An 18976-nucleotide genomic window follows, 5' to 3' on the forward strand; every position below is an offset into this window, starting at 1 on the left:
GCTCCTACACTGCTGTCATGCAAGAGGCCGGGCATCAGACTCCCCACGGCGAGACCCCGTACTCGCCGACCTCGCTGCTGCGCGCCCTGACCGCGAATCCGTACAGCGTGGCCCCATTGCGCCCGCATCAGCACCCGGCCGCCGAGGCGGCACCGCCGGATAACCGGTACACCAGGGTCGTCACGCTGCTGCTGGCCCTGCTCCTCGGCTTCGCGGTCGCCGTCTCCGTGGTGGACCTGCGCCACGAGGCCGCCGCGGAGGACAGCCCCCGAACCCTGCTCGAGACGGAGGTCCGCGAGACCCGCACCGAGACGGAGCAGCTCGAGCAGCGCCGCGCGGAGCTCGAGGGGCAGATCACCGACGCGCAGGCCTCCGTGCTGGAGAAGGGGGATGCCGGTGCCGCAGAACGTCTGGAGGCGTTCGAGACCGCAGGCACCGGCGTGGCGCTGTCCGGCCCGGGCCTGGTGCTCGAGATCGAGGACTCCGTCCCGCTGCCCGCGAGCCCGGGTGTGAGCACCGGCACCGTCAACCGGGTCACCGATGGGGACCTGCAGATCGCCGTGAACGGGCTGTGGGCGGCCGGCGCCGAGGCGATCGCCGTGAACGGGCAGCGGGTCGGTCCCACCACGGCGATCCGCACCGCCGGCTCTGCGGTGCTGGTCGACTTCAGCCCCCTGTCGCCTCCGTACCGCATCACCGCTCTCGGTGATCCCCAGCAGCTGCGCACCGAGTTCGAGGAATCGGAGGCGGGGGAGTACCTCCAGCAGATCTCCACCCGCTATGGCGTCCGCAGGTCGTGGGAGGACGCGGAGGAGCTCACGGTCCCCGCGCGGTCCAGCGGCACCCTGCGGGAGGCCTCGATCCTGGAGGCGGGCGGGGACGCGGCTTCCGAGACGGTCCCTTCCCAGCAGCCGTCGACCACCCCAACGACTGCCGCGACGCGCGGCCCCGAGGAGGACTCCCCGTGATCGCCATCATCGGACTGGTGCTGGGCATCGTGCTGGGCGTCGTCGTCCAGCCGGACGTGCCCGTCGTCCTGCAGCCCTACCTGCCCATCGCCGTGGTCGCCGCGCTGGACACCCTGGCCGGTGGCCTCAGAGCCAGCCTCGACGGTGCCTTCGACTCACACGTCTTCATCACCTCGTTCCTGTTCAACGTGCTGATCGCCGCGTTCCTCGTCTTCCTCGGTGATCAGCTCGGGGTCGGCTCGCAGCTCTCCACCGCGGTCATCGTGGTGCTGGGCATCCGCATCTTCTCCAATGCCGCCGCGATCCGGCGTCTTCTGTTCCGCTCATGAGCGACGGCACCCGCACGCCGACGACCACGCACCAGCAGAGGCTGGTGTGGCGGCGCCTGGGCGACACCCTGCGCCCGCAGGCGTCCCTCGCCCAGGTGATCGTGGGTCTGCTGTGCCTGCTGCTGGGCCTGTCGATCGCCGCTCAGGTGCGCGAGAGCGAGGATTCCCTCGAGGGCGCCAGCCAGCAGGAGCTGGTGCGGCTGCTGGACGAGTCCGGTCGGCACACCGCCGATCTCGAGGTCGAGAATGCGGAGCTCGAACGCACGCTGGAGACGCTGCGATCCGGCCAGGAGGACGACGTCGCGGCCCAGAACGCCGCCGAGGAGCGTCTGGCGGACCTCGAGATCCTCGCCGGGACCGTGCCGGCCCACGGCCGCGGCATCGTCATCTCGATCGCCGATCCCGCTCAGGGCGTGCGCGCCTCGACTCTGCTGGGCGTGGTCCAGGAGCTGCGCAACGCGGGGGCGGAGGTGATCCAGATCGGCGACGTGCGGGTGGTCGCCTCGACCTCCATCACCACGGGTGCCGACGGTCGGCTGCAGGTGGACGGGACCGCTGTCGATGCGCCCTATGTGGTGCGGGCGATCGGGGACCCCTCGGTGATGGAGCCCGCGCTGCAGATCCCCGGCGGGGCCGCCGACTCGGTCGCCGGCGACGGCGGGAGCCTCGCGGCGAACGCCGATGACGACGTGCGGATCGAGGCCACGGTGGAGCTCAGCACCCCGGAGCATTCTCGGGTGGTCAAATGATCGTCAATTCTTGTCCCCACGTGGCTCGGAAGTCCCCGCCGACCGCCTCGGGCATGCGAAGATGACGGTGCCGAATCCTCTGCGCTCATCGCACAGGATCCGCAGCAGGCCAGGAAGGGGTGCGCGGTGTCAGGGAACACCGAGTGGAACGACGAGAATCTCGACCACACGTCGAAGTTGAGCGCGATCTCGCCCAACGATCCCGTGGACGATGCCGAGCCCGGTCTCTCGTCGCAGGATCGCCGGGCGATCGAGAACCTGCCCCCGCGCAGCGCGCTGCTCATAGTGCGGAAGGGCCCGAACCTCGGGGCGCGCTTCCTGCTCGACTCCGAGACCACCGTCGCGGGCCGTCACCCCAAGTGCGAGATCTTCCTCGACGATGTGACGGTCTCGCGCAAGCACGCGGCCTTCGTCCGTGACGGGGAGGGATTCCTGGTGAGAGATCTGGGATCACTCAACGGCACCTATGTCGGCAAGGACCGCGTGGACGAAGCACGCCTGCAATCCGGTCAGGACGTGCAGATCGGGAAGTATCGGCTGACCTACTACGCGTTCAACGGGACGGTCTGACTCGATGCCGGCTTCTGCCTCGCGCAGGCTGAGCTCGTCCACAGCCTCTCGGCTCAGCATCGGCCAGGTGCTCGAGATCCTGCGCGACGAGTTCCCGGAGCTCGCGCATTCCAAGCTCCACTATCTCGAGTCCGAGGGTCTGATCGCGCCCGAGCGCACCGCAGCGGGGTACCGCAAGTACTGTCGCGAGGACGTGGACCGGCTCCGCTTCGTGCTGCGGGCCCAGCGTGATCGGTTCTGGCCGCTCAAGGTCATCAAGGAGCATCTGCTCGAGCACGGGGTCGACTCCGAGGTCACCTCCATCGCCTCCCGGCCCGGCCCCACCTCGACCCTGCAGGCGGTCCGGCTGGACCGGCGGGGCCTGGCCCGCGAGGCCGGCGTCGAGGAGGAGTTCCTCGTCGAGCTGGAGCAGTTCGGGATGCTGTCGGAAGGGCCGCTGTTCTACGGTGCCACCGAGCTCGAGATCGTCACCGCCGCCCGGGATCTGGCGGACGAGGGCCTGCACCCCCGGCACCTGGTGATGCTCCGCACGGCCGCTGAGCGGGAAGCGCACATGATCCGCTCCGTGGCGCGTCCCCGTTCCCGTTCCGGTGACTCCGCTGCACGCGGCGAGGCCGAGGATTTCGCACGTGACCTGGGGGAGTCGATGATCGCCCTGCACGGGGCGGTGCTGAGGACCAAGCTCCGGGAGAGCTGAGGCCCGCCGGGCCGTCACCTGTCCGTGACCTTCAGGCGGCGCGTTGCTGTCGGTCGGCGGACTCTTCGCGCTACCCTGGTCAGGTGCTCTCATCCTTCCCCCTCGGAGAGCCGGAACCCGGAGGTAGCTGTGAACGCCACGCCAGGCGATGATCGCACTGAACAGTCCACCATCCCCGCAGAGCCTGCCCAGGGCGTGCTCTTCGACGATGTGGTGGACACCCCGGGTGAACTCGGTTACCGGGGCCCGGCCGCCTGCAAGGCCGCCGGGATCACGTACCGCCAGCTCGACTACTGGGCACGCACCGGCCTCGTCGAGCCCGGGGTGCGTGCCGCACACGGCTCCGGCAGCCAGCGCCTCTACGGCTTCCGCGACATCCTGGTGCTGAAGGTCGTCAAGCGACTGCTCGACACCGGTGTCTCCCTCCAGCAGATCCGTGTCGCCGTCAGCGCTCTGCGCGAGCGCGGCATCGACGACCTGGCCGGCATCACCCTGATGAGCGATGGTGCCTCGGTGTACGAGTGCACCTCCGCCGAGGATGTCTTCGACCTGGTCCAGGGCGGGCAGGGCGTGTTCGGCATCGCCGTGGGAAGGGTCTGGCGCGAGGTCGAGAACGATCTCTCCGTGCTGCCCGGCGTCAATCCGGCCGACGATGCGGCTCTCGCGCTGCAGGACGAGCTGGCTGCTCGTCGTCGGTCCCGCCAGGCGGGCTGACCACCCCACCCCACGTCACACAGAACGGCGAGCCCTGGGAAGGGGCTCGCCGTTCTGTGTCATGCGGGTCCGGGTGCAGGGCCGGGACGCGCCGCCGCGCGGCGGTGGTTCAGGAGTTCTGCCGGGAATCCATCACGGTGCGCAGCAGGGCGTCGAAGTCCTCGGTGAGCCGCTTCCCGGAGGCGCCTTCGTACTTGTGCAGCGGCACCGCACCGCCCTGCGCCTGCTGCAGGCCCACCCGCTCCTCGATCACGGGCTCGAGCACCACGTCCCCGAACAGCTCCCGCAGCTCCGCCAGGCGGTACTGGTGCTCGACAGAGCGCGGCCGGTAACGGTTCACTGCCAGGCCCAGCGGCTGCAGGCGCGGAGCGATGCCGTCCTCGTGCATCTCGGTGGCGAGCTTGAGCGCACGATCCGCCGCGGTCACGGCGAAGAAACCCGGCTCGGCGACGACCAGTGCACGATCCGAGGCGGCCAGCGCCATCTGCGTGAGGCCGTTGAGCGAGGGCGGGCAATCGATGAGCACCAGGTCGTACTGGTGAGTGCGCTTGTCCAGTGCCTGGTGGAGGCGCCGGACGTCCTTCGCGCTCTGGGCGGGGGAGTCCATGATCGCGGAACGGCTCGATCCCGGGATGATGTCCAGGTGCGAGGCGGCATCGGCGGCCCACGGTGTCGGGATGATCGCCCGGTCGATGGTCTCGGTGCGCGGTGAACTGATCACCTCTGCGATGTCCAGGCTGCTGGCCGGCTCGCCGAGCAGGCCGAGGGTGGAGTCGCCCTGGGGATCGAAGTCGATCACGAGCGTGTTCACCCCCTGATGGAGGGCGGCAGAGGCCAGGCCGAGGGTCACGGACGTCTTGCCGACGCCGCCCTTGAGGGAACACACACTGACGATGAACACATCCGCCAGTCTACCGACCCGAGCCTGCACACCGGCACTGCGACGGGCGGTAGCCTGCGAGAATCGACCAGGAACAGGCAGACAGGGGAGAGCGGATGTCGCAGATCACGCACGATCTCGTGCTCGAGGTGCTCGACGGCTGCGGGCAGAGCGCCCTGCAGGAGGCGCGCGAGCTCGGTGCGGTCCGCCTCATCGGGCCCACTGAGCTGGCCCTGCGCACTGCGGACCTCGACGCGGTGCGCTCGCTGCGTCGCGTGGTCGCGGCCTCGACGAGCCTGACCGTCCCTGCCCGTCGGCCCCGGGAGCTGCTGGAGACCTCGGTCCAGCAGGAGCTCGCAGAGCTGCTGGGGGAGATCCGTCGCCAGCGCCCGCGACAGAAGTTCCACAGCCTGCGGCTGGAGGCCGCCGGCGCCGGCACTCCGGACATGCGCCGTCTCGCGAGCGCCCTCGCCGAGCTGGCGGGGCTGCCGGTGGACGGGGACGGCGATCTGGTGGTGCGGGTGCGCAAGGGAGCGACCCCGGTGACCTGGCAGGTGCTGCTGCGCACCACCCCGAGACCGCTGGCCACCCGGGCCTGGCGCACTGTGAACTATCCCGGTGCGGTCAACGCCACCATCGCCGCCACCGTGCTGGACCTGTTGCAGGTGGGCGCTGAGGACTCCGTGCTGGACATGACCTGCGGCTCCGGCACCTTCCTGGTGGAGCAGCTGCACGAGACGGTCCCCGCCCGCGCGGTGGGCGTGGACCTGGACCCCGCCGCGATCGAGGCGGCGCGGACTCATCAGCGCGCGGCCCGACGCAAGGGCCGCATCGACTGGGTCGAGGGGGATGTGCGCACGGTCGATCTCGAGCCGGGATTCACCAGGTTCGTGACGAACCCGCCTTGGGGCACCCTGCACGGCGAGCACGAGACCAACGAAGCGCTGCTGGAGGAGCTGCTGGCCCGTGCCGCCGAGCTGGCCGCACCGCGTGCCCGCCTGGGCGTGCTCACCCATGAGATCACCCGCATGCAGAGGGTGCTGGAGACGGCACCTTCCGGCTGGCGACCGGTGCGCGAGCACCGCTTCTTCCAGAAGGGCCATCATCCGCGGCTCTTCCTACTCGAGCGCGGCTGAGCCTCACCGCTGCGCTCACCGCGGCGGGATCACAGTCCCCGTCGGCCCTCGCGCAGCGCCTGCAGTGCGACCTGGTCGCCGTGGACCCTGACCCGGGCGACCTCGTCGCGGCCGCTGACCCACAGCAGCAGCTCGAGCGGATCCCCGTGGACCCGCAGGCTCCCCACCGCGCGGCGGGAGCGGAGCTGTCGGCCGCCCAGCGGCGAGACCAGCGTGACCTCCGCCCGCACCCGCATCGCCAGCGGTGCCATCAGCCCGACGGCTCTCCAGGCATCAGCCGCAGCCTCGGCGGGGAGCTGGCGCGGCTCCCAGCCGAGCTGCGCGCGACGGAGGTCCTCATGATGGATCAGCAGTTCACCCTGTCCGCTCAGCGCATCGATGCGGCCGATGGGGGAGAGGCGGCCCGGACCCTGCCGGAACCGCTCCACCCGCTCCTGCCAGGAGCTCGCACGCAGCGCGTCCAGCGCCCGCTGGGCACGGGCGCCGAGCGCACCGGGCAGATGCGATCCCACTCGCAGGTGCGGTGCGCCCTCGCGCAGCAGCAGATGCTCGAGCAGCTCGGCGGCATCCCAGCCCGGCAGGATCGTCGGCGCCTCCGGGCCATGGGTGAGGAACGTGCGGGCGAAGGCCTCGCGCTCGTCATGTCGGCGCTCGTGCATGATCGCCTCAGCCCTGGTTGCTGAACGCGGCATCGAAGGACACCTCGGAGACGGGATAGTCGAGGCTGCGCAGCAGTTCCAGGGCCTCCTTGGCCCCGTGGAGGCGGTCCATGCCGGCATCCTCCCACTCGATCGAGATCGGCCCGTCATAGCCGATGGAGCGCAGGGTGCGGAAGGCGGCGTCCCATGGCACGTCCCCGCGGCCGAAGGAGACGAAGTCCCAGCCGCGCCGCGGATCGCCCCAGGCCAGGTGCGAGCCGAGGCGGGTGTTGCGCCCGGTGATCCGGACCCGGATGTCCTTGCAGTCCACGTGATAGATCCGCTCGGCGAAGTCGGTGATGAAGGTGACCGGGTCGATCCCCTGCCACATGAAGTGCGAGGGATCCCAGTTCAGGCCGAACGCCTCGCGATGGCCGATCGCCTCCAGGGTGCGCTGCGTGGTCCAGTAGTCGTAGGCGATCTCGGAGGGATGGACCTCGTGGGCGAAGCGCACCCCGCACTCGTCGAACACGTCCAGGATCGGGTTCCAGCGGTCGGCGAAGTCCTGGTAGCCCTCATCGATGACCGACTGGGGGACCGGCGGGAACATCGCCACGTACTTCCAGATCTTCGATCCGGTGAACCCGATGACGGTCTTCACCCCCAGCTTCTGCGCCAGGCGGGCGGTGTTCTTCATGTCCTCGGCGGCGCGCCGCCGGACACCCTCGGGGTCGCCGTCGCCCCACACGGCCGAGCCGACGATCGCCTCGTGGCGGAAGTCGATCGGGTCATCGCAGATGGCCTGGCCCTTGAGGTGGTTGGAGATCGCCCAGCAGCTCAACCCATGCTTCTCCAGGATCCCCAGGCGCTCGGCGACGTAGTCGTCGTCGTCCCAGCGAGAGGCGTCCAGGTGCTCCCCGGAGACCGCAATCTCCAAGCCGTCGTAGCCCCAGCCGGCCGCCAGCTCGGCGACCTCCTCGAGGGTCAGGTCGGCCCATTGGCCGGTGAACAAGGTGTGCGGATGCGCCATGATCGGCATGCTCCTTCTCGGTGAGCGGTGGAGGTCGGTTCAGAGGGCGATGGCCGCGCCATCGGCGGCATCGGAGGCGATGATCGCGTCCAGCACCCGCTGCAGGGCGAGGCCGTCGGCGAAGTCGGGGGAGAAGCGCGCCGCAGGCTCGTCGGCCGAGGGCATCGCGGCGATGGCGAGCAGCAGGTCCCGAGCCTGATTGCTGAAGGCGTTCTCCCAGCCCAGCACATGGCCCTGCGGCCACCAGCCCTCGAGGTAGGGATGTTCGGGCTCGGTGACCAGCACCCGGGCGAACCCCTGCTCCGCGATCGGGAGCGTCGCGTCCAGGAACCACAGCTCATTGGGGTTCTCCAGGTCGAAGCGCAGGGCGCCAGCGGTCCCGTACAGCTCCACGGTGAGGCGGTTCTTCGCCCCGGTCGCCATCCGGGAGACCTCCACCGAGGCGATCGCGCCGCCGTCGAGCTCGAGGGTCGCCCAGGCCGCATCATCCACGGTCACCGGCTCGGGGCCATCGGGGCCGGGGCGCTGCGGCACCATGGTCGCCAGGCGCCCGCGCACCGCGGTGACCCGCTGGCCGGTGAGGTGCTGGACCTGATCGATCGCATGGGAGCCGATGTCGCCGAGCGCGCCGGAGCCGGCGGTCTCCTTCCGCAGCCGCCAGCTCATCGGTGCGTCGGCGTCGACCAGCCAGTCCTGGAGGTAGGCCACCTTCGCCTGGCAGATGGTGCCCAGGCGGCCGGCCTGCACGAACTGCCGAGCCAGGGCGAGCGCAGGCACGCGACGGTAGGTGAAGCCCAGTGCCGCGACCTGGCCGCGGGCGGTCGCCGCTGCGGCGGCCCGAGCCATCGCCTCCGCCTCGGCGGTGTCGTTCGCCAGAGGCTTCTCGCACAGCACATGCTTGCCGGCCTCGAGCGCGGCGATCGCGATCTCGGCGTGGAGGAAGCCGGGGGTGCAGATGTCCACGATGTCGATGTCCTCGCGCGCGATCACCTCGTGCCAGTCGGTCGCATGCTCCTGCCAGCCCAGGCGCTCCGCGGCCTGCGCGACCGCGGCGTCGTCACGGCCCACGATCACGCGACGGGCGAGCGGCAGCACGTCGAAGGCGGCGGCGACGGTGCGCCAGGCCTGGGAATGGGCACGGCCCATGAAGGCGTACCCGATCATGGCGATACCGAGCGGGCGGCGAGACCTCTGCGGCACTGAGAGCTCCTTCGGGCGAGGAATGATGTCCTGTTCACAACCCTATGTCCGCCCGCATCCGGCGGCAATGTCCCCGCACCCTGGGACTCTGCGGCAGAGGTGCGCTCCCGGGGTGCGATGCGGGACACTGCAGGGGTGGAACGACATGTGCACGCGTGGATGAGGGCCGAAGTGACGGCCGGGACCGACGTCGCCCTGCTGGTGGCGGCCTCCGCCGCGCCGATCGCCGAGGAGCGGCTGTCGGTGCTGGCCGAGGGGGTCGATCATCCGGTCTCCGAGACCCGGGACCGCTTCGGCAGCCGTGTGCACCTGGTGCAGGGCCTGCCCGAGGGGACGGTCGAGATCAGCTATGAGGCGCGCGGCGCGGCCGCCGCACCGGTGCCGACGACCCAGGAGGCCGATGCGGTGCTGCATCTGCGTCCCTCGCGCTACTGCGAGGTCGACGAGTTCGAGAGGATCGCGGCCGAGGTGATCGCCGAGCGGGAGGGGGTCGAGGCGCTCGATGCCGTGGTCGACTGGGTCCACGATCATCTGGATTACGTGCCGGGCTCGAGCACGGTCACCGACTCCGCCCGGTCCACCTATGTCTCCCGTCAGGGGGTGTGCCGGGACTATGCCCATCTCACCGCGACGCTGCTGCGCGCCGGCGGGATCCCGGCGCGCTGCTCCTCGGTGTACGCCCCGGGCCTGTACCCGATGGACTTCCATCTGGTGGTCGAGGCTCTGATCGAGGGGGAGTGGCTGGTGGTCGATGCGACCCACCTGGCCCCGCGCGCCGCCATGATGCGGATCGCGACCGGCCAGGATGCGGCCGACACGGCCTTCATGACCACCCTGGCCGGGAACGTGACCCTCACCGGTATCCAGATCACCGCCGTGGTGGACCCGGCGCTGCCGGACGAGGTCCCCCACGAACGGCTCGCGCTGCGCTGAGCGGCGCCCGGCGGGGCGTCAGCCCGTGGGCTGCTCGGGAGCTGGCCCGTCCGGGTGATCGGTGTCCTTGGTCTCGTCCGTCCCGCCGTCCTCCTGATCGAAGCTCGCGAGATACTCCTCGACCTCGGCGGCGATCGCGTCGGCGGTGGGGACCTCCGTGCCGGCGCCGGAGGTGATCATCCGGTCGAAGCGGGCCTCTAGGCCGTCGACCATCTCCTGCAGCGCCGGCTGGGAGTCGATCTGGGCGGCGATGGCCTCGCGCACCGGCCCGGCCTGTGCCTCGAGCGACTCGACCGGCAGTTGCGGGCCCTGCTCCTCGGTGATCGCTCCCAGCAGCGCGATCGCGGCATCGGGATAGGTCATCTCGTGCAGGTACTGGGGGACATGCACCGTCAGCCCCACCACCTCGTGGCTGCTCTCGGCCAGGCGCATCGTCAGCAGCGCGGTGAACGGGGCGCGCAGTCGGAAGGTGCCGGGCATGGTGCGGCGCACGGTGATGGAGTCCGGATCACCGGCGAAGCGGGTCACGGGCAGCTCACGGGTGTGGGGGACCGGTGCCGGGAAGCCCTGCAGCAGCAGGGTGCGCTCGATGCCGAGCTGCTCGACCACGATCTGCAGCGCGCTGGCGACCCGCTCCCATTGGAACGAGGGCTCGGGACCGGTGAGCAGGAAGAACGTCTCACCGTCGGCGGCGGTGACCTCGTGCAGCAGGATCTCCGGCTTCTCGTAGTCCGAGAAGTGATCGAGCTGGAGGGTCACCTCCGGGCGCCGCCCGGCGTAGTCGTAGACCTGGTCCATGTCCAGTCGTCCGACGACGCGGCTGGACAGGGAGTTCAGCAGCTGGTCATCGATCAGCTGCTGGGCGTCGCCGGCATCGCTGTACGCCCCGAGGGTGACCAGCAGGGTCCGCCCGTGCAGGGAGCGCGAGTCGACGTGGCGCTCGTAGCTGAACAGGGTCGTCGGATCCATCATGACCTCCAGGGCGACGGGCCGCGGGAAGCGGCAACAGGTGACGTCCAGTGCAACGAGGCTGCGGGAGGAGCTATTCCCGTCCCAGCGCAGGGTTCACGTGAGCAGCGCCACCGAATCGACGGCGAGCCGGAGCGCGAGCGCCCCGGTGACCACCAGGAACACTCCGCGGACGAATCCTGAGCCGAGCTTCAGCGCGAGCCGCGCCCCGAGATAGCCGCCCAGCAGGTTCGCGGCCGCCATCACCGCACCCAGGATCCACCACACCTCGCCCTGCAGCCCGAACACCAGCAGTGCGCCGACGTTGGTGGTGAGGTTCGCGAGCTTCGCATGGACGCTCGCCTCGAGGAATCCGTAGCCCAGCAGAGCGACCATCGCGATGATGAAGAAGCTGCCGGTGCCGGGGCCGAGGATCCCGTCGTACACGCCGATCACGCCACCGATCCCGCCGGAGCGCAGCAGATGGGCGCGCCCGCGGTGGCGGGGTGCGTGCTCGAGCCCCATCGAGGGGCGCAGCAACGTGTACGTGCCGATGGCCAGCAGGGCGAGCAGCACGATGGGGGAGAGCCACGGTCGGGGGATGAAGGAGGCGAGGGAGGCTCCCGCAGAGCTGCCGAGGAGCGCGCAGACCATCAGCGGCACAGCGGTCGCCGCGACCGGCATGATCCGGCGGATATAGGTTCCGGTGGACACCGCGGTTCCCGCCGCGGCGGCGAGCTTGTTGGTGCCGAGCACCGCGCCGGTGGGCGCGTCGGCCGGCAGAGCGGTCAGCAGCGCCGGCAGCTGGATCAGTCCGCCGCCGCCGACGACCGCATCGACCCATCCCGCCAGAAAGGCGGCGCCGATCAGCAGCACGAGGGTCAGGGCGGAGAGCTGGAGCAGCTGGTCGAGCAGGGGCACACAGGGCAGTCAACACCGGCCCGACGTGGATGACGAATCGGTCCGCGACCTGGCAGACTGCCGAGATGCGAGCAGTGATCTGGGACCTCGGCGGCACCTTGGCGGATACCTATCCCGATGTGGACCGGGCCCTCGCCTCGGCCATCGTGCCGAGGCCCGGTCAGCAGCTGCTGCACGAGGTGGCGCTGCTGACCCGCCTCTCCAGCTCCTACGCGATCAGCGCCCTGGCAGCCCGTCACGAGGTGTCCGAGCGTCGCCTGCGCACCGCCTACGAGGCCACGAAGCAGCACTGGCGGACGACTCCGCCACCGGCGATGGACGGCGCCCGCGAGCTGCTCGCCGCGGTGGGGGAGCCGGGCGGGCTGAACCTGGTGGCCACCCATCGCGACCGCCCCAGCGCCCAGGCACTGCTGGAGTCCCTCGACCTGCCGGTCGACGACATGGTCTGCGCACCCGACGGCTACCCCCGCAAACCGGATCCGGCGATGGCGCTCGCCCTGCTGGAGCGGCATGCGCTCGCCCCCGAGGAGTGCCTCGCCGTCGGCGATCGCGCCGGCGATGTCGAGGCCGCAGCGGCGGCAGGGGTGCGGGCCGTGCTCCTGGAGACTCCGGGAGTCCCGCTCGAGGTCACCGACGCAGAACGGGTCCGGTCCCTGCGCGAGCTGCTCGATCTGCTGCCGAGCTGAGGGCCGCCCGGGCTGCGGGCGACTACCGTAGGGGCATGGCGATCATCTACCAGGCAGAGCTCAGCCCCTCCAAGACCGAGATCCTGCGCGACTTCCTGTCCGGACGCTCCTGGGGCGAGGCCGGGGAGCTCGAGCTGCTCGGTGCGTACCGCTTCGATGACCCGGACGGCGTGGTCGGCGTGGAATGCCATCTGGTGCGAGTGGGTGAGACGATCTACCACCTGCCGTTGGCCTACCGACCCGAACGGCTCGACGGCGCCGAGGAGCAGCTGCTGGCCACGATGCAGCACTCGGTGCTCGGGGAGCGCTACGTCTACGACGGCCTCGGCGACGAAGTCGCGCTGGACTGTTTCCGCCGGGCGCTCTGCGGCGAGCAGGCGCAGGCCGAGCTCGGGATCTACTCGGACGAGGGCGAGCTGATCGAGACCCGTCCGCAGACCGTCACGCTGAGCCTCGAGGTCGACGAGGGCGAGGAGCTACCCACCGGGGACGAGCTCCTGGACGGGGCGCCGTTCACCATCGCCCGCACCGTCGGTGATCTGGACGGGACCGTCCGGCTGCACGCCCGGTGGTCAGGGGGAGAGGGAATCCTCGCCGCGATCTGAGCGGTTCGCTCGTTCGACTTTACATAACGTACATTATCGGCGTACTGCCAAGAGTCAGGCCTGCCTCTCTCAAGGCGCTCCGACGCCGTGATCGTTGTCGGCCGTGGCATCGTCGCAGCGTTATGAGATCGCCATGGATCGTCCTGAGTGCGCCTGCCGGACCCACTCAGCCCGCGGCATCTTCCGGTGAACCTGGTGACGTCGGGCCGTAAGATCTCCCGTGGTCCTCGGCCCCGCCGCTGATCGTCATGCGACCGCTCGTCAGGAATGATGGCTCTTCATACGGCTCCACGTGACTGGTCCCCGCTGTGGTCCGAGTGACCTCGATCGACTCGACGGACTTCTCTCCTGGGTAGAGCTCCGGAAGAGACGGAATTACAGGGATCATGTGCTTTTTTCTGCTCATCTCTTCCTCCTTAGGCACGCTGTTCCGAACAGGCGCTGACAACATCGGTGCCGTACTCCGAGACATACGACTCGACGACATAGTCGATGATTTCGGGATGTTGTGTCGCTAGGTCCAGCAGCTCGGACTCACGCCCGCCCTCCAGAGATGAACGGGCATCTTCTATCACTTGGGTCCCAGCGCCGCCTCCATAATCGAAAACCGAGCTCTCGACCCATCCATTCGCGTCTGCTCCGGCCTTGAACCTGAAATCAGAGGCGAGCGCCGTTGACAGAATACTTCTGCACTCAAATACCGTGTCTGGAACGAGGCGATCCGGCGAAATCGTCATGGATAGATCTTTCCATTCGGATGGCTCAATATGAGCGCCGCCCGGAATGCCCTCGACATATTCACGGGAGCCCACAATATAGCCGTCGGAGTATAGGATCGAAAGAATGACAGGATCTCCGGATGCCCAGATCCTCTCGTCCAGCACCGACGTGGGAAAGGATTCGTACCTCATCAGATACAATTGCGGCCCTCCCGTCAAGTCGACAATGCAAATCGAACCAGACCCCGAGACTGCGGACTGGACATCAAAATGAATGGGAAGAACCGCGGCGCAGCCGAGCGAATCAGTGAGCTCTGATGTCTCCGGCATGGAATCACTGGCTGCTGCAGGAAGCTCGAGTTCCGGTATTCGCGATTCAGTCGCCGGTCCGCCTGAATTGCCCGACTGCGGGTCATCTTGAGTTGAAGGAACGCATGAAGCGACCATCATGCTGAGCGCTACAAGCGTGCAAGAGAGTAGCCGTAATCCGACGAGCTTGCGCATGTGGCCCCTAACGCCAAACAACCATCACAGACGTTCCTGCTGTGGCGCCCGCTTTGCCTCGCATTGTCTTGCTGGCGGCGACTTCACCCCACGGGGCAGATACGCTACCGGATCGACCGCAGCCAGCGCCGTACCAGGTTCTCTTCTTCGCTGAGTTGAAGCCCACACCTTGCACGCAGGCCATGGGCCTACCTATAACTGAGTAAACATTCCAGCTATAGCCCGCTCTGCTGCCCTTTGAGCCTAGGACATAGCACGGCCCTCTCTGAGCATTACCCCATCCGACCGTTGCATGGACCATCAGCATGCTGGCACTTCCACAACCACGCGCCAGAGGTTCTAACGAGTCAGGGTCCCTGTGATCGATTGCCCTAGCGTTTTCAGCTTATACCTCCCCGTCAAACTCGGGAAGATAGGGGGCGTCGTCGTAATAGACTCTCCCATGGCCGTCGGTAACAGATCCGGGCCCTTCTGGTCCGTCGGCGGAGGCGGATCCACCCAAGAGCCCGAGCGCGGCGACTATCGCGCCGATAACAGGATACTTCCAACGATGACGCATCGAATTGATCCCTCCGAATGAGCCCGCCGCGCAAATATGCGCCTATGGCGTAAAGATGTGAAGTGTGTCACAGTCGGTAGCTGTCGTCAACGATGTGTGACTCCGTGGTGGCGAATACTGACCAACCGTCGACTGCGAGAGACGGCGTGTGACGGATGCCGACACATCACCCCAGGTGAAAGACTCGTTCTGCGCCAGCGTGCCCCTTGACTTCGGTGGATCGGAACTCAGACGGCTCCCGGCAAGCGCCCGGTATCGGTGCTGCTCCCCCGGCCCGCCAGCACGAAGAACGTTCCCGAGATCAGGCAGCCCACGACCATCGCGATCGCCATCGGCAGCGAGGAGTGCGTGCCGGCGATGCCCACCAGCGGCGCGGCGAGCGAGGCCGAGAAGGAGAAGCCCAGGCCCAGCATGGCCGACCCGGTGCCCGCGAACTCTCTCGCCTGGTTCGAGGCGAGCGCCCCGCCGTTGCCGAAGATCATGCCCTGCGGCGCGACGGTGAAGAAGAACGCCGGGAGAACGATCCACGCCGGCGTGTGCAGGAAGAGGCTCCCGATCAGCAGCGCGAAGCTCGCCAGCGACACCACGATCAGTCCCACCCGGATGAGCGCGCGCGGATGGATGGTGCGGGTCAGCCGCGCCGAGAGCAGCGACATCGTCATCATCCCCATCGAGTTGATCGCGAAGCTCACCGAGTACTCGCTCGAGGTGAAGCCGAGCATCTCCTGGACCACGAAGGAGGAGGCCGAAACATAAGCCATCAGCGCGAACGCAGAGAACGCATTGACCAGCATGTACGCGACGAAGATCCGTCGCCGCAGCAAGGTGCGCACGTTCCGCAGGAAGGTGCGGAAGCCGCCGGAGTGCCGACGGGAGACGGGCAGGGACTCCGGGATCAGGAAGAGCACCCCGAGCAGCGAGATCAGCGACATCGCGGCGATGACCAGGAAGATCTCGCGCCACTGGCCGAACACCAGGATGATGCCGCCCAGCAGCGGGGCGACGATCGGGGCCACACCGCCCACGCCCTGCATGATGTTCATGCTCCGGAACAGCTCCGGGCCGTCGGTCATGTCGATCAGCACCGCTCGGCCCAGCACCATCCCGAAACCGCCGCCGATCCCCTGCAGCACGCGCAGCACCAGCAGGATCTCCACGCTCGGCGCGAAGGCGCAGCCGATCGAGGCCAGCAGGCACAGGACGATGCCGATCAGCAGCGGTGCACGACGTCCCATCCGGTCCGAGAGCGGGCCGGCGACGACCTGACCGCTCGCGGTGCCGAGGAAGAAGGCGGTGATGGTCAGCTGCATCCGCGAGGCACTGGTCGACAGCTCGCCCGCGACCTCTGGGAAGGCTGGGATGTACATGTCGGTGGCCAGCGGTCCGATCGCGCTGAGCGTCGTGAGCACGACGATCACCAGCGCGGTCACCTTGCCGCGGGTGCGGCCGAGCTCCTCCTCGTCGGGCAGATGGGCGAACTCGTGATCCGCCAGGTCCTCGAGCACGGGGATCGCACCGGTGATGGTGGGTATCGCGCCGGTGATGGTCGGGAGGGAGCCGGTGGAGGTGGTCGGCTCCTCGCGAGGGTCCTCGCGCGGGGTGTCGTCGGCGGCGGAGGCCACGGAAGTCCTTTCAGGGCGGGCAGACGTGGTGCAGGCCGGGTCAGGCGGCGGACTGCCGGGCAGCGGCCAGGCGTTGCTGATAGCTCGTATCGGTGCGCTTCAGCCAACGGATCACGGCGGAGGTCACAGGAATCATCGCGTATTGGACGAGGACCTTGTACACGAACCCCAGGAGCGTGTATTCGGCCCATTGCTCGAAGGTGGTGATGCCGATGGCGACCGAGGCGATCGAGCAGAAGATGATGGTGTCCACCAGCTCGCCGAGCCCGGAAGAGGTGAACAGTCGCGGGATCAGTCCCCGCTCCCCCATCCGGCGCTTCATGCGGGTGACGACGAAGGAGTTCAGGCTCTGGCCCACCAGGAAGGCGGCGAGCCCGGCGAGGACGATGATCCAGACCGGGCCGAGGGCGAGTTCGAGGGCCTCCTGCTTGGCCTGCCCGAATTCGCCGGGGAACGGGGGCAGGGCGATAATCACCTGGTAGCTGAGCGAGGCGAGGATGCTGACGGCGAAGGAGGTGAGGATCGCGCGGCGGGCGCTGCGAGCTCCGTAGAGCTCGGTGATGATGTCGCCCAGCACGTAGGCGAGGGGGAAGAGGAAGAAGCCGCCGTCGGTCAGGATCTCGAAGCCGGTGCCCGGGATGGTCCCGAAGCTGACGCCCTTGGCGGCGCCGATCCCCGAGAGCACGACCACGGTGACCATGGCGGCCAGGAGGATGTCGAAGTGAGAGCTGCCCCGGTCGGCGTAGACGGCACCGGCCGGGCGTCCAGACTGTTCAGGTGGCGGTGAGGAGTTCTTGTCTGTGGTCACCGGGGAAGGGTACACAGCAGGGCGGGCCGCGACCATGAGGCCACGGCCCGCCCGGACGATCGGAGCTCAGATGCTCGTGCTCAGATCCCGGCGGCGCCGTAGTCGTACTCGCCGACGAAGCGCTCGAACTGCTCCTCGCCGCCGTACCAGAGGTTGGAGTCGCCGGCGAAGGGACCGGTGGTCGAGTACTGCCACATCTCCCAGCCCCACCAGCGTCCCGGCAGGGTCGTGGGAGGGTCCTCACGATAGGCGGCGAGGAACAGCGGGGAGTTCACCGGGGTCCAGTCCCCCACCACATCGTTCCACCAGTGCAGGTTCGTGTAGAGGGCAGGGCGGCGCCCGGTCTGCTCGCGGTAGCGGTTCGAGAAGCCCATGATCCAGTCGCGCATCTCCTGCCGGGAGAGCCCGTAGTCGCGCGGGAGCCCGGAGTAGCCCTCGAGGTCGAGCATGCCCGGCAGCGTGATGCCGTCCTCGGACCAGCCGCCGCCGTTGTTGAGGAAGAAGTCGACCTGCTCCTCGGGACCGCCGGAGTCGGGGCGAGCGAAGTGGTAGCCGCCACGCACGAGACCCGCGTTCCCGGCCCCGAGGTACTGATGGTCGAAGGCGGGACTGCGATACGAACGGCCCTCGGTGGCCTTGACGTAGGCGAAGCGGGAGCCGAGGCCGGCCTGGGCGGCCCAGTCGACCTCGCCCTGCCAGCCGGAGACGTCCTGACCGAAGATGCCGGCGGCCTGGGCTGCCGGTGAGGTCAGCGCTGCGGTGCCGGCGCCGAGGGCGGCCGCGCCGAGCGCGCCGCCTCGCAGCAGGGAGCGGCGGGAGGGGGCGACCAGCTCGGGGGCGGCGGGAGGAGGGGTGAGATGGCGGGGACGGTAGGACGACATGGCGTCTCCTGGGGGAAGCAGGGGAACGGGACGGGACTGCGGGAAAGCGCGGTGCGACGGTCGTCACACCGGGTTCACCGTACGTGCTCCCGATTCCCCGGGGGATCCGTGGTGCCCCAACTCGGCGTGTCCCGGCGAAACGGGCGGATCGGGTGGGACCGCAGCGTCGCCGGGTGCAGATCAGTCCGTGGACGGCGAGGTGTCCGCGATGAAGGCGTGGAAGGTCCCCAGGATCGTGGTGGCGGCGAGCTCCGTGACGTCCCGGTCCTCCATCTGCTCGCGCAGCATGAGGTCGATGAAGATGCCGATCAGCAGCTGCGCGAGATCCTCCGGGGCCAGCAGCGCCCGGGCTCCGGAGGCCTCCAGCCGCACCGTGAGCATCGCGCCGATCTGGTCCCTGAGCCGTTCGCGCTGGACGGCGAGCTCGGCCCGCATCTGCTCGTCGCGCAGGGAGCGGGCGATCGCATCGGAGTAGAGCAGGTACCACTGGCGCCCGAACGGCCGGATCCCCTCGAAGACGGCGAGCATGACGCCGGCGTCGTCGAAATCGCTCAGCTGCTGCGCGTCCGACGAGGAGGCCTCGGAGATCGCGGACTCGACCGAGGCGTTCGCGATCGCGATGAACTCCGCGGTGACCTCGTCGAACAGCGCGGTGAAGACCTCCTCCTTGGTGGAGAAGTTCGAGTAGAAGGCGCCGCGGGTGAACCCGGCGGCCGTGACCAGGTCGTCGACCGTCACCCCGTCGATCCCCTTCTCGACGAAGACCTCGAGGGAGGCCCGGACGAGCTTGGTGCGGGTGTTCTCCCGCCGCCGGGTGCCGGCGGACTCCGGCAGCGGCTCGAACAGTTCGCTCATGGCTCCTCGTGGATGTGTCGACGC

The 18976-nt window shown here is 68.9% G+C and carries 21 protein-coding genes; 10 read left to right on the plus strand and 11 right to left on the minus strand.

Annotation, left to right across the window (positions count from 1 at the left end; all coding sequences use genetic code 11):
• The first annotated feature begins 17 nt into the window (after positions 1 to 17).
• The 6 genes from CFK39_RS00275 (at position 18) to CFK39_RS00300 (ending at position 4027) form a co-directional block, all read left to right on the plus strand.
• A complete protein-coding gene (locus tag CFK39_RS00275) occupies positions 18 to 968 on the plus strand; it encodes a DUF881 domain-containing protein (RefSeq protein WP_089063785.1) in 951 nt (316 codons plus the stop codon).
• The gene (locus tag CFK39_RS00280) at positions 965 to 1297 is read left to right on the plus strand and encodes a small basic family protein (RefSeq protein WP_089063786.1); all 333 of its coding nucleotides are present in this window, start codon (positions 965 to 967) and stop codon (positions 1295 to 1297) included. Before CFK39_RS00275 ends, CFK39_RS00280 begins: the two co-directional genes overlap by 4 nt.
• Positions 1294 to 2046, plus strand: coding sequence for a DUF881 domain-containing protein (locus tag CFK39_RS00285; protein ID WP_089063787.1), 753 nt, complete (start codon positions 1294 to 1296; stop codon positions 2044 to 2046). Before CFK39_RS00280 ends, CFK39_RS00285 begins: the two co-directional genes overlap by 4 nt.
• Positions 2047 to 2172: 126 nt before the next feature.
• Complete coding sequence (locus CFK39_RS00290) at positions 2173 to 2616, plus strand: FHA domain-containing protein (RefSeq protein WP_089063788.1); 444 nt, start codon at positions 2173 to 2175, stop codon at positions 2614 to 2616.
• 67 nt (positions 2617 to 2683) lie between these two features.
• Positions 2684 to 3313, plus strand: coding sequence for a transcriptional regulator FtsR (ftsR, locus tag CFK39_RS00295; RefSeq protein ID WP_245822737.1), 630 nt, complete (start codon positions 2684 to 2686; stop codon positions 3311 to 3313).
• Between the two features lie 129 nt (positions 3314 to 3442).
• Positions 3443 to 4027, plus strand: a complete 585-nt coding sequence (locus CFK39_RS00300) for a MerR family transcriptional regulator (protein ID WP_089063790.1) — start codon at positions 3443 to 3445, stop codon at positions 4025 to 4027.
• Positions 4028 to 4136: 109 nt separating this feature from the next.
• Here CFK39_RS00300 and CFK39_RS00305 read toward each other — a convergent pair whose 3' ends face one another.
• A complete protein-coding gene (locus CFK39_RS00305; RefSeq protein WP_089063791.1) occupies positions 4137 to 4928 on the minus strand; it encodes a ParA family protein in 792 nt (263 codons plus the stop codon).
• A 95-nt stretch (positions 4929 to 5023) separates the two neighbouring features.
• On the opposite strand from CFK39_RS00305, the gene CFK39_RS00310 reads away from it, so the two are divergent.
• Positions 5024 to 6043 carry a methyltransferase gene (locus tag CFK39_RS00310; RefSeq protein ID WP_089063792.1) on the plus strand — a complete coding sequence of 340 codons (1020 nt, stop codon included), beginning with the start codon at positions 5024 to 5026 and terminating at the stop codon, positions 6041 to 6043.
• A 29-nt stretch (positions 6044 to 6072) separates the two neighbouring features.
• On the opposite strand, the gene CFK39_RS00315 is transcribed toward CFK39_RS00310, so the two are convergent.
• From CFK39_RS00315 to CFK39_RS00325, 3 genes are read right to left on the minus strand one after another with little or no spacing between them, the layout of a single operon-like run.
• Positions 6073 to 6735, minus strand: a complete 663-nt coding sequence (locus CFK39_RS00315) for a TIGR03085 family metal-binding protein (protein ID WP_245822739.1) — start codon at positions 6733 to 6735, stop codon at positions 6073 to 6075.
• Complete coding sequence (locus CFK39_RS00320; RefSeq protein WP_089066217.1) at positions 6710 to 7711, minus strand: sugar phosphate isomerase/epimerase family protein; 1002 nt, start codon at positions 7709 to 7711, stop codon at positions 6710 to 6712. Before CFK39_RS00320 ends, CFK39_RS00315 begins: the two co-directional genes overlap by 26 nt.
• Before the next feature lie 39 nt (positions 7712 to 7750).
• The gene (locus CFK39_RS00325) at positions 7751 to 8875 is read right to left on the minus strand and encodes a Gfo/Idh/MocA family protein (RefSeq protein WP_172805680.1); all 1125 of its coding nucleotides are present in this window, start codon (positions 8873 to 8875) and stop codon (positions 7751 to 7753) included.
• A gap of 195 nt (positions 8876 to 9070) precedes the next feature.
• On the opposite strand from CFK39_RS00325, the gene CFK39_RS00330 reads away from it, so the two are divergent.
• Positions 9071 to 9844: a transglutaminase-like domain-containing protein gene (locus CFK39_RS00330; RefSeq protein ID WP_245822741.1), complete on the plus strand. Its 774-nt coding sequence runs from the start codon at positions 9071 to 9073 to the stop codon at positions 9842 to 9844.
• Positions 9845 to 9862: 18 nt separating this feature from the next.
• Here the strand turns inward: CFK39_RS00330 and CFK39_RS00335 are convergent, their stop codons facing one another.
• Positions 9863 to 10816, minus strand: coding sequence for a PAC2 family protein (locus CFK39_RS00335; RefSeq protein ID WP_245822743.1), 954 nt, complete (start codon positions 10814 to 10816; stop codon positions 9863 to 9865).
• 93 nt (positions 10817 to 10909) lie between these two features.
• Entirely contained in the window at positions 10910 to 11713 is an 804-nt protein-coding gene (locus tag CFK39_RS00340; protein WP_089063797.1) for a TSUP family transporter, read from the minus strand.
• Between the two features lie 65 nt (positions 11714 to 11778).
• Here CFK39_RS00340 and CFK39_RS00345 point away from each other — a divergent pair, with 65 nt between their 5' ends.
• On the plus strand, positions 11779 to 12399 hold the full coding sequence (locus CFK39_RS00345; protein WP_089063798.1) for an HAD-IA family hydrolase: 621 nt from the start codon (positions 11779 to 11781) through the stop codon (positions 12397 to 12399).
• A 35-nt stretch (positions 12400 to 12434) separates the two neighbouring features.
• Positions 12435 to 13004, plus strand: a complete 570-nt coding sequence (locus CFK39_RS00350) for a maltokinase N-terminal cap-like domain-containing protein (RefSeq protein ID WP_089063799.1) — start codon at positions 12435 to 12437, stop codon at positions 13002 to 13004.
• A 416-nt stretch (positions 13005 to 13420) separates the two neighbouring features.
• On the opposite strand, the gene CFK39_RS16080 is transcribed toward CFK39_RS00350, so the two are convergent.
• The 5 genes from CFK39_RS16080 to CFK39_RS00370 form a co-directional block, all read right to left on the minus strand.
• Positions 13421 to 14227 carry a hypothetical protein gene (locus CFK39_RS16080; RefSeq protein WP_157697012.1) on the minus strand — a complete coding sequence of 269 codons (807 nt, stop codon included), beginning with the start codon at positions 14225 to 14227 and terminating at the stop codon, positions 13421 to 13423.
• 786 nt (positions 14228 to 15013) lie between these two features.
• Positions 15014 to 16408: a multidrug effflux MFS transporter gene (locus tag CFK39_RS00355; RefSeq protein ID WP_157697013.1), complete on the minus strand. Its 1395-nt coding sequence runs from the start codon at positions 16406 to 16408 to the stop codon at positions 15014 to 15016.
• Positions 16409 to 16448: 40 nt separating this feature from the next.
• Positions 16449 to 17216: a queuosine precursor transporter gene (locus CFK39_RS00360; protein ID WP_089063800.1), complete on the minus strand. Its 768-nt coding sequence runs from the start codon at positions 17214 to 17216 to the stop codon at positions 16449 to 16451.
• Positions 17217 to 17296: 80 nt separating this feature from the next.
• The gene (locus CFK39_RS00365; RefSeq protein WP_089063801.1) at positions 17297 to 18097 is read right to left on the minus strand and encodes a GH25 family lysozyme; all 801 of its coding nucleotides are present in this window, start codon (positions 18095 to 18097) and stop codon (positions 17297 to 17299) included.
• 180 nt (positions 18098 to 18277) lie between these two features.
• A complete protein-coding gene (locus CFK39_RS00370; protein ID WP_089063802.1) occupies positions 18278 to 18952 on the minus strand; it encodes a TetR/AcrR family transcriptional regulator in 675 nt (224 codons plus the stop codon).
• Positions 18953 to 18976: the final 24 nt, after the last annotated feature.

It is taken from the genome of Brachybacterium avium (assembly GCF_002216795.1).
In the GTDB taxonomy this organism is placed as follows: Bacteria; Actinomycetota; Actinomycetes; order Actinomycetales; family Dermabacteraceae; genus Brachybacterium; species Brachybacterium avium.

Excerpts from the sequence above, each read along its gene's own strand:
- CFK39_RS00365 (WP_089063801.1), bottom strand. The coding sequence starts at position 18,097 with ATGTCGTCCTACCGTCCCCGCCATCTCACCCCTCCTCCCGCCGCCCCC.
- CFK39_RS00310 (WP_089063792.1), top strand. The coding sequence starts at position 5,024 with ATGTCGCAGATCACGCACGATCTCGTGCTCGAGGTGCTCGACGGCTGC.
- CFK39_RS00325 (WP_172805680.1), bottom strand. The coding sequence starts at position 8,875 with ATGATCGGGTACGCCTTCATGGGCCGTGCCCATTCCCAGGCCTGGCGC.
- CFK39_RS00335 (WP_245822743.1), bottom strand. The coding sequence starts at position 10,816 with ATGATGGATCCGACGACCCTGTTCAGCTACGAGCGCCACGTCGACTCG.
- CFK39_RS00285 (WP_089063787.1), top strand. The coding sequence starts at position 1,294 with ATGAGCGACGGCACCCGCACGCCGACGACCACGCACCAGCAGAGGCTG.
- CFK39_RS00320 (WP_089066217.1), bottom strand. The coding sequence starts at position 7,711 with ATGGCGCATCCGCACACCTTGTTCACCGGCCAATGGGCCGACCTGACC.
- CFK39_RS00345 (WP_089063798.1), top strand. The coding sequence starts at position 11,779 with ATGCGAGCAGTGATCTGGGACCTCGGCGGCACCTTGGCGGATACCTAT.
- CFK39_RS00370 (WP_089063802.1), bottom strand. The coding sequence starts at position 18,952 with ATGAGCGAACTGTTCGAGCCGCTGCCGGAGTCCGCCGGCACCCGGCGG.
- CFK39_RS00330 (WP_245822741.1), top strand. The coding sequence starts at position 9,071 with ATGAGGGCCGAAGTGACGGCCGGGACCGACGTCGCCCTGCTGGTGGCG.
- CFK39_RS00315 (WP_245822739.1), bottom strand. The coding sequence starts at position 6,735 with ATGCCGCGTTCAGCAACCAGGGCTGAGGCGATCATGCACGAGCGCCGA.
- CFK39_RS00350 (WP_089063799.1), top strand. The coding sequence starts at position 12,435 with ATGGCGATCATCTACCAGGCAGAGCTCAGCCCCTCCAAGACCGAGATC.
- CFK39_RS00275 (WP_089063785.1), top strand. The coding sequence starts at position 18 with ATGCAAGAGGCCGGGCATCAGACTCCCCACGGCGAGACCCCGTACTCG.
- CFK39_RS16080 (WP_157697012.1), bottom strand. The coding sequence starts at position 14,227 with ATGCGCAAGCTCGTCGGATTACGGCTACTCTCTTGCACGCTTGTAGCG.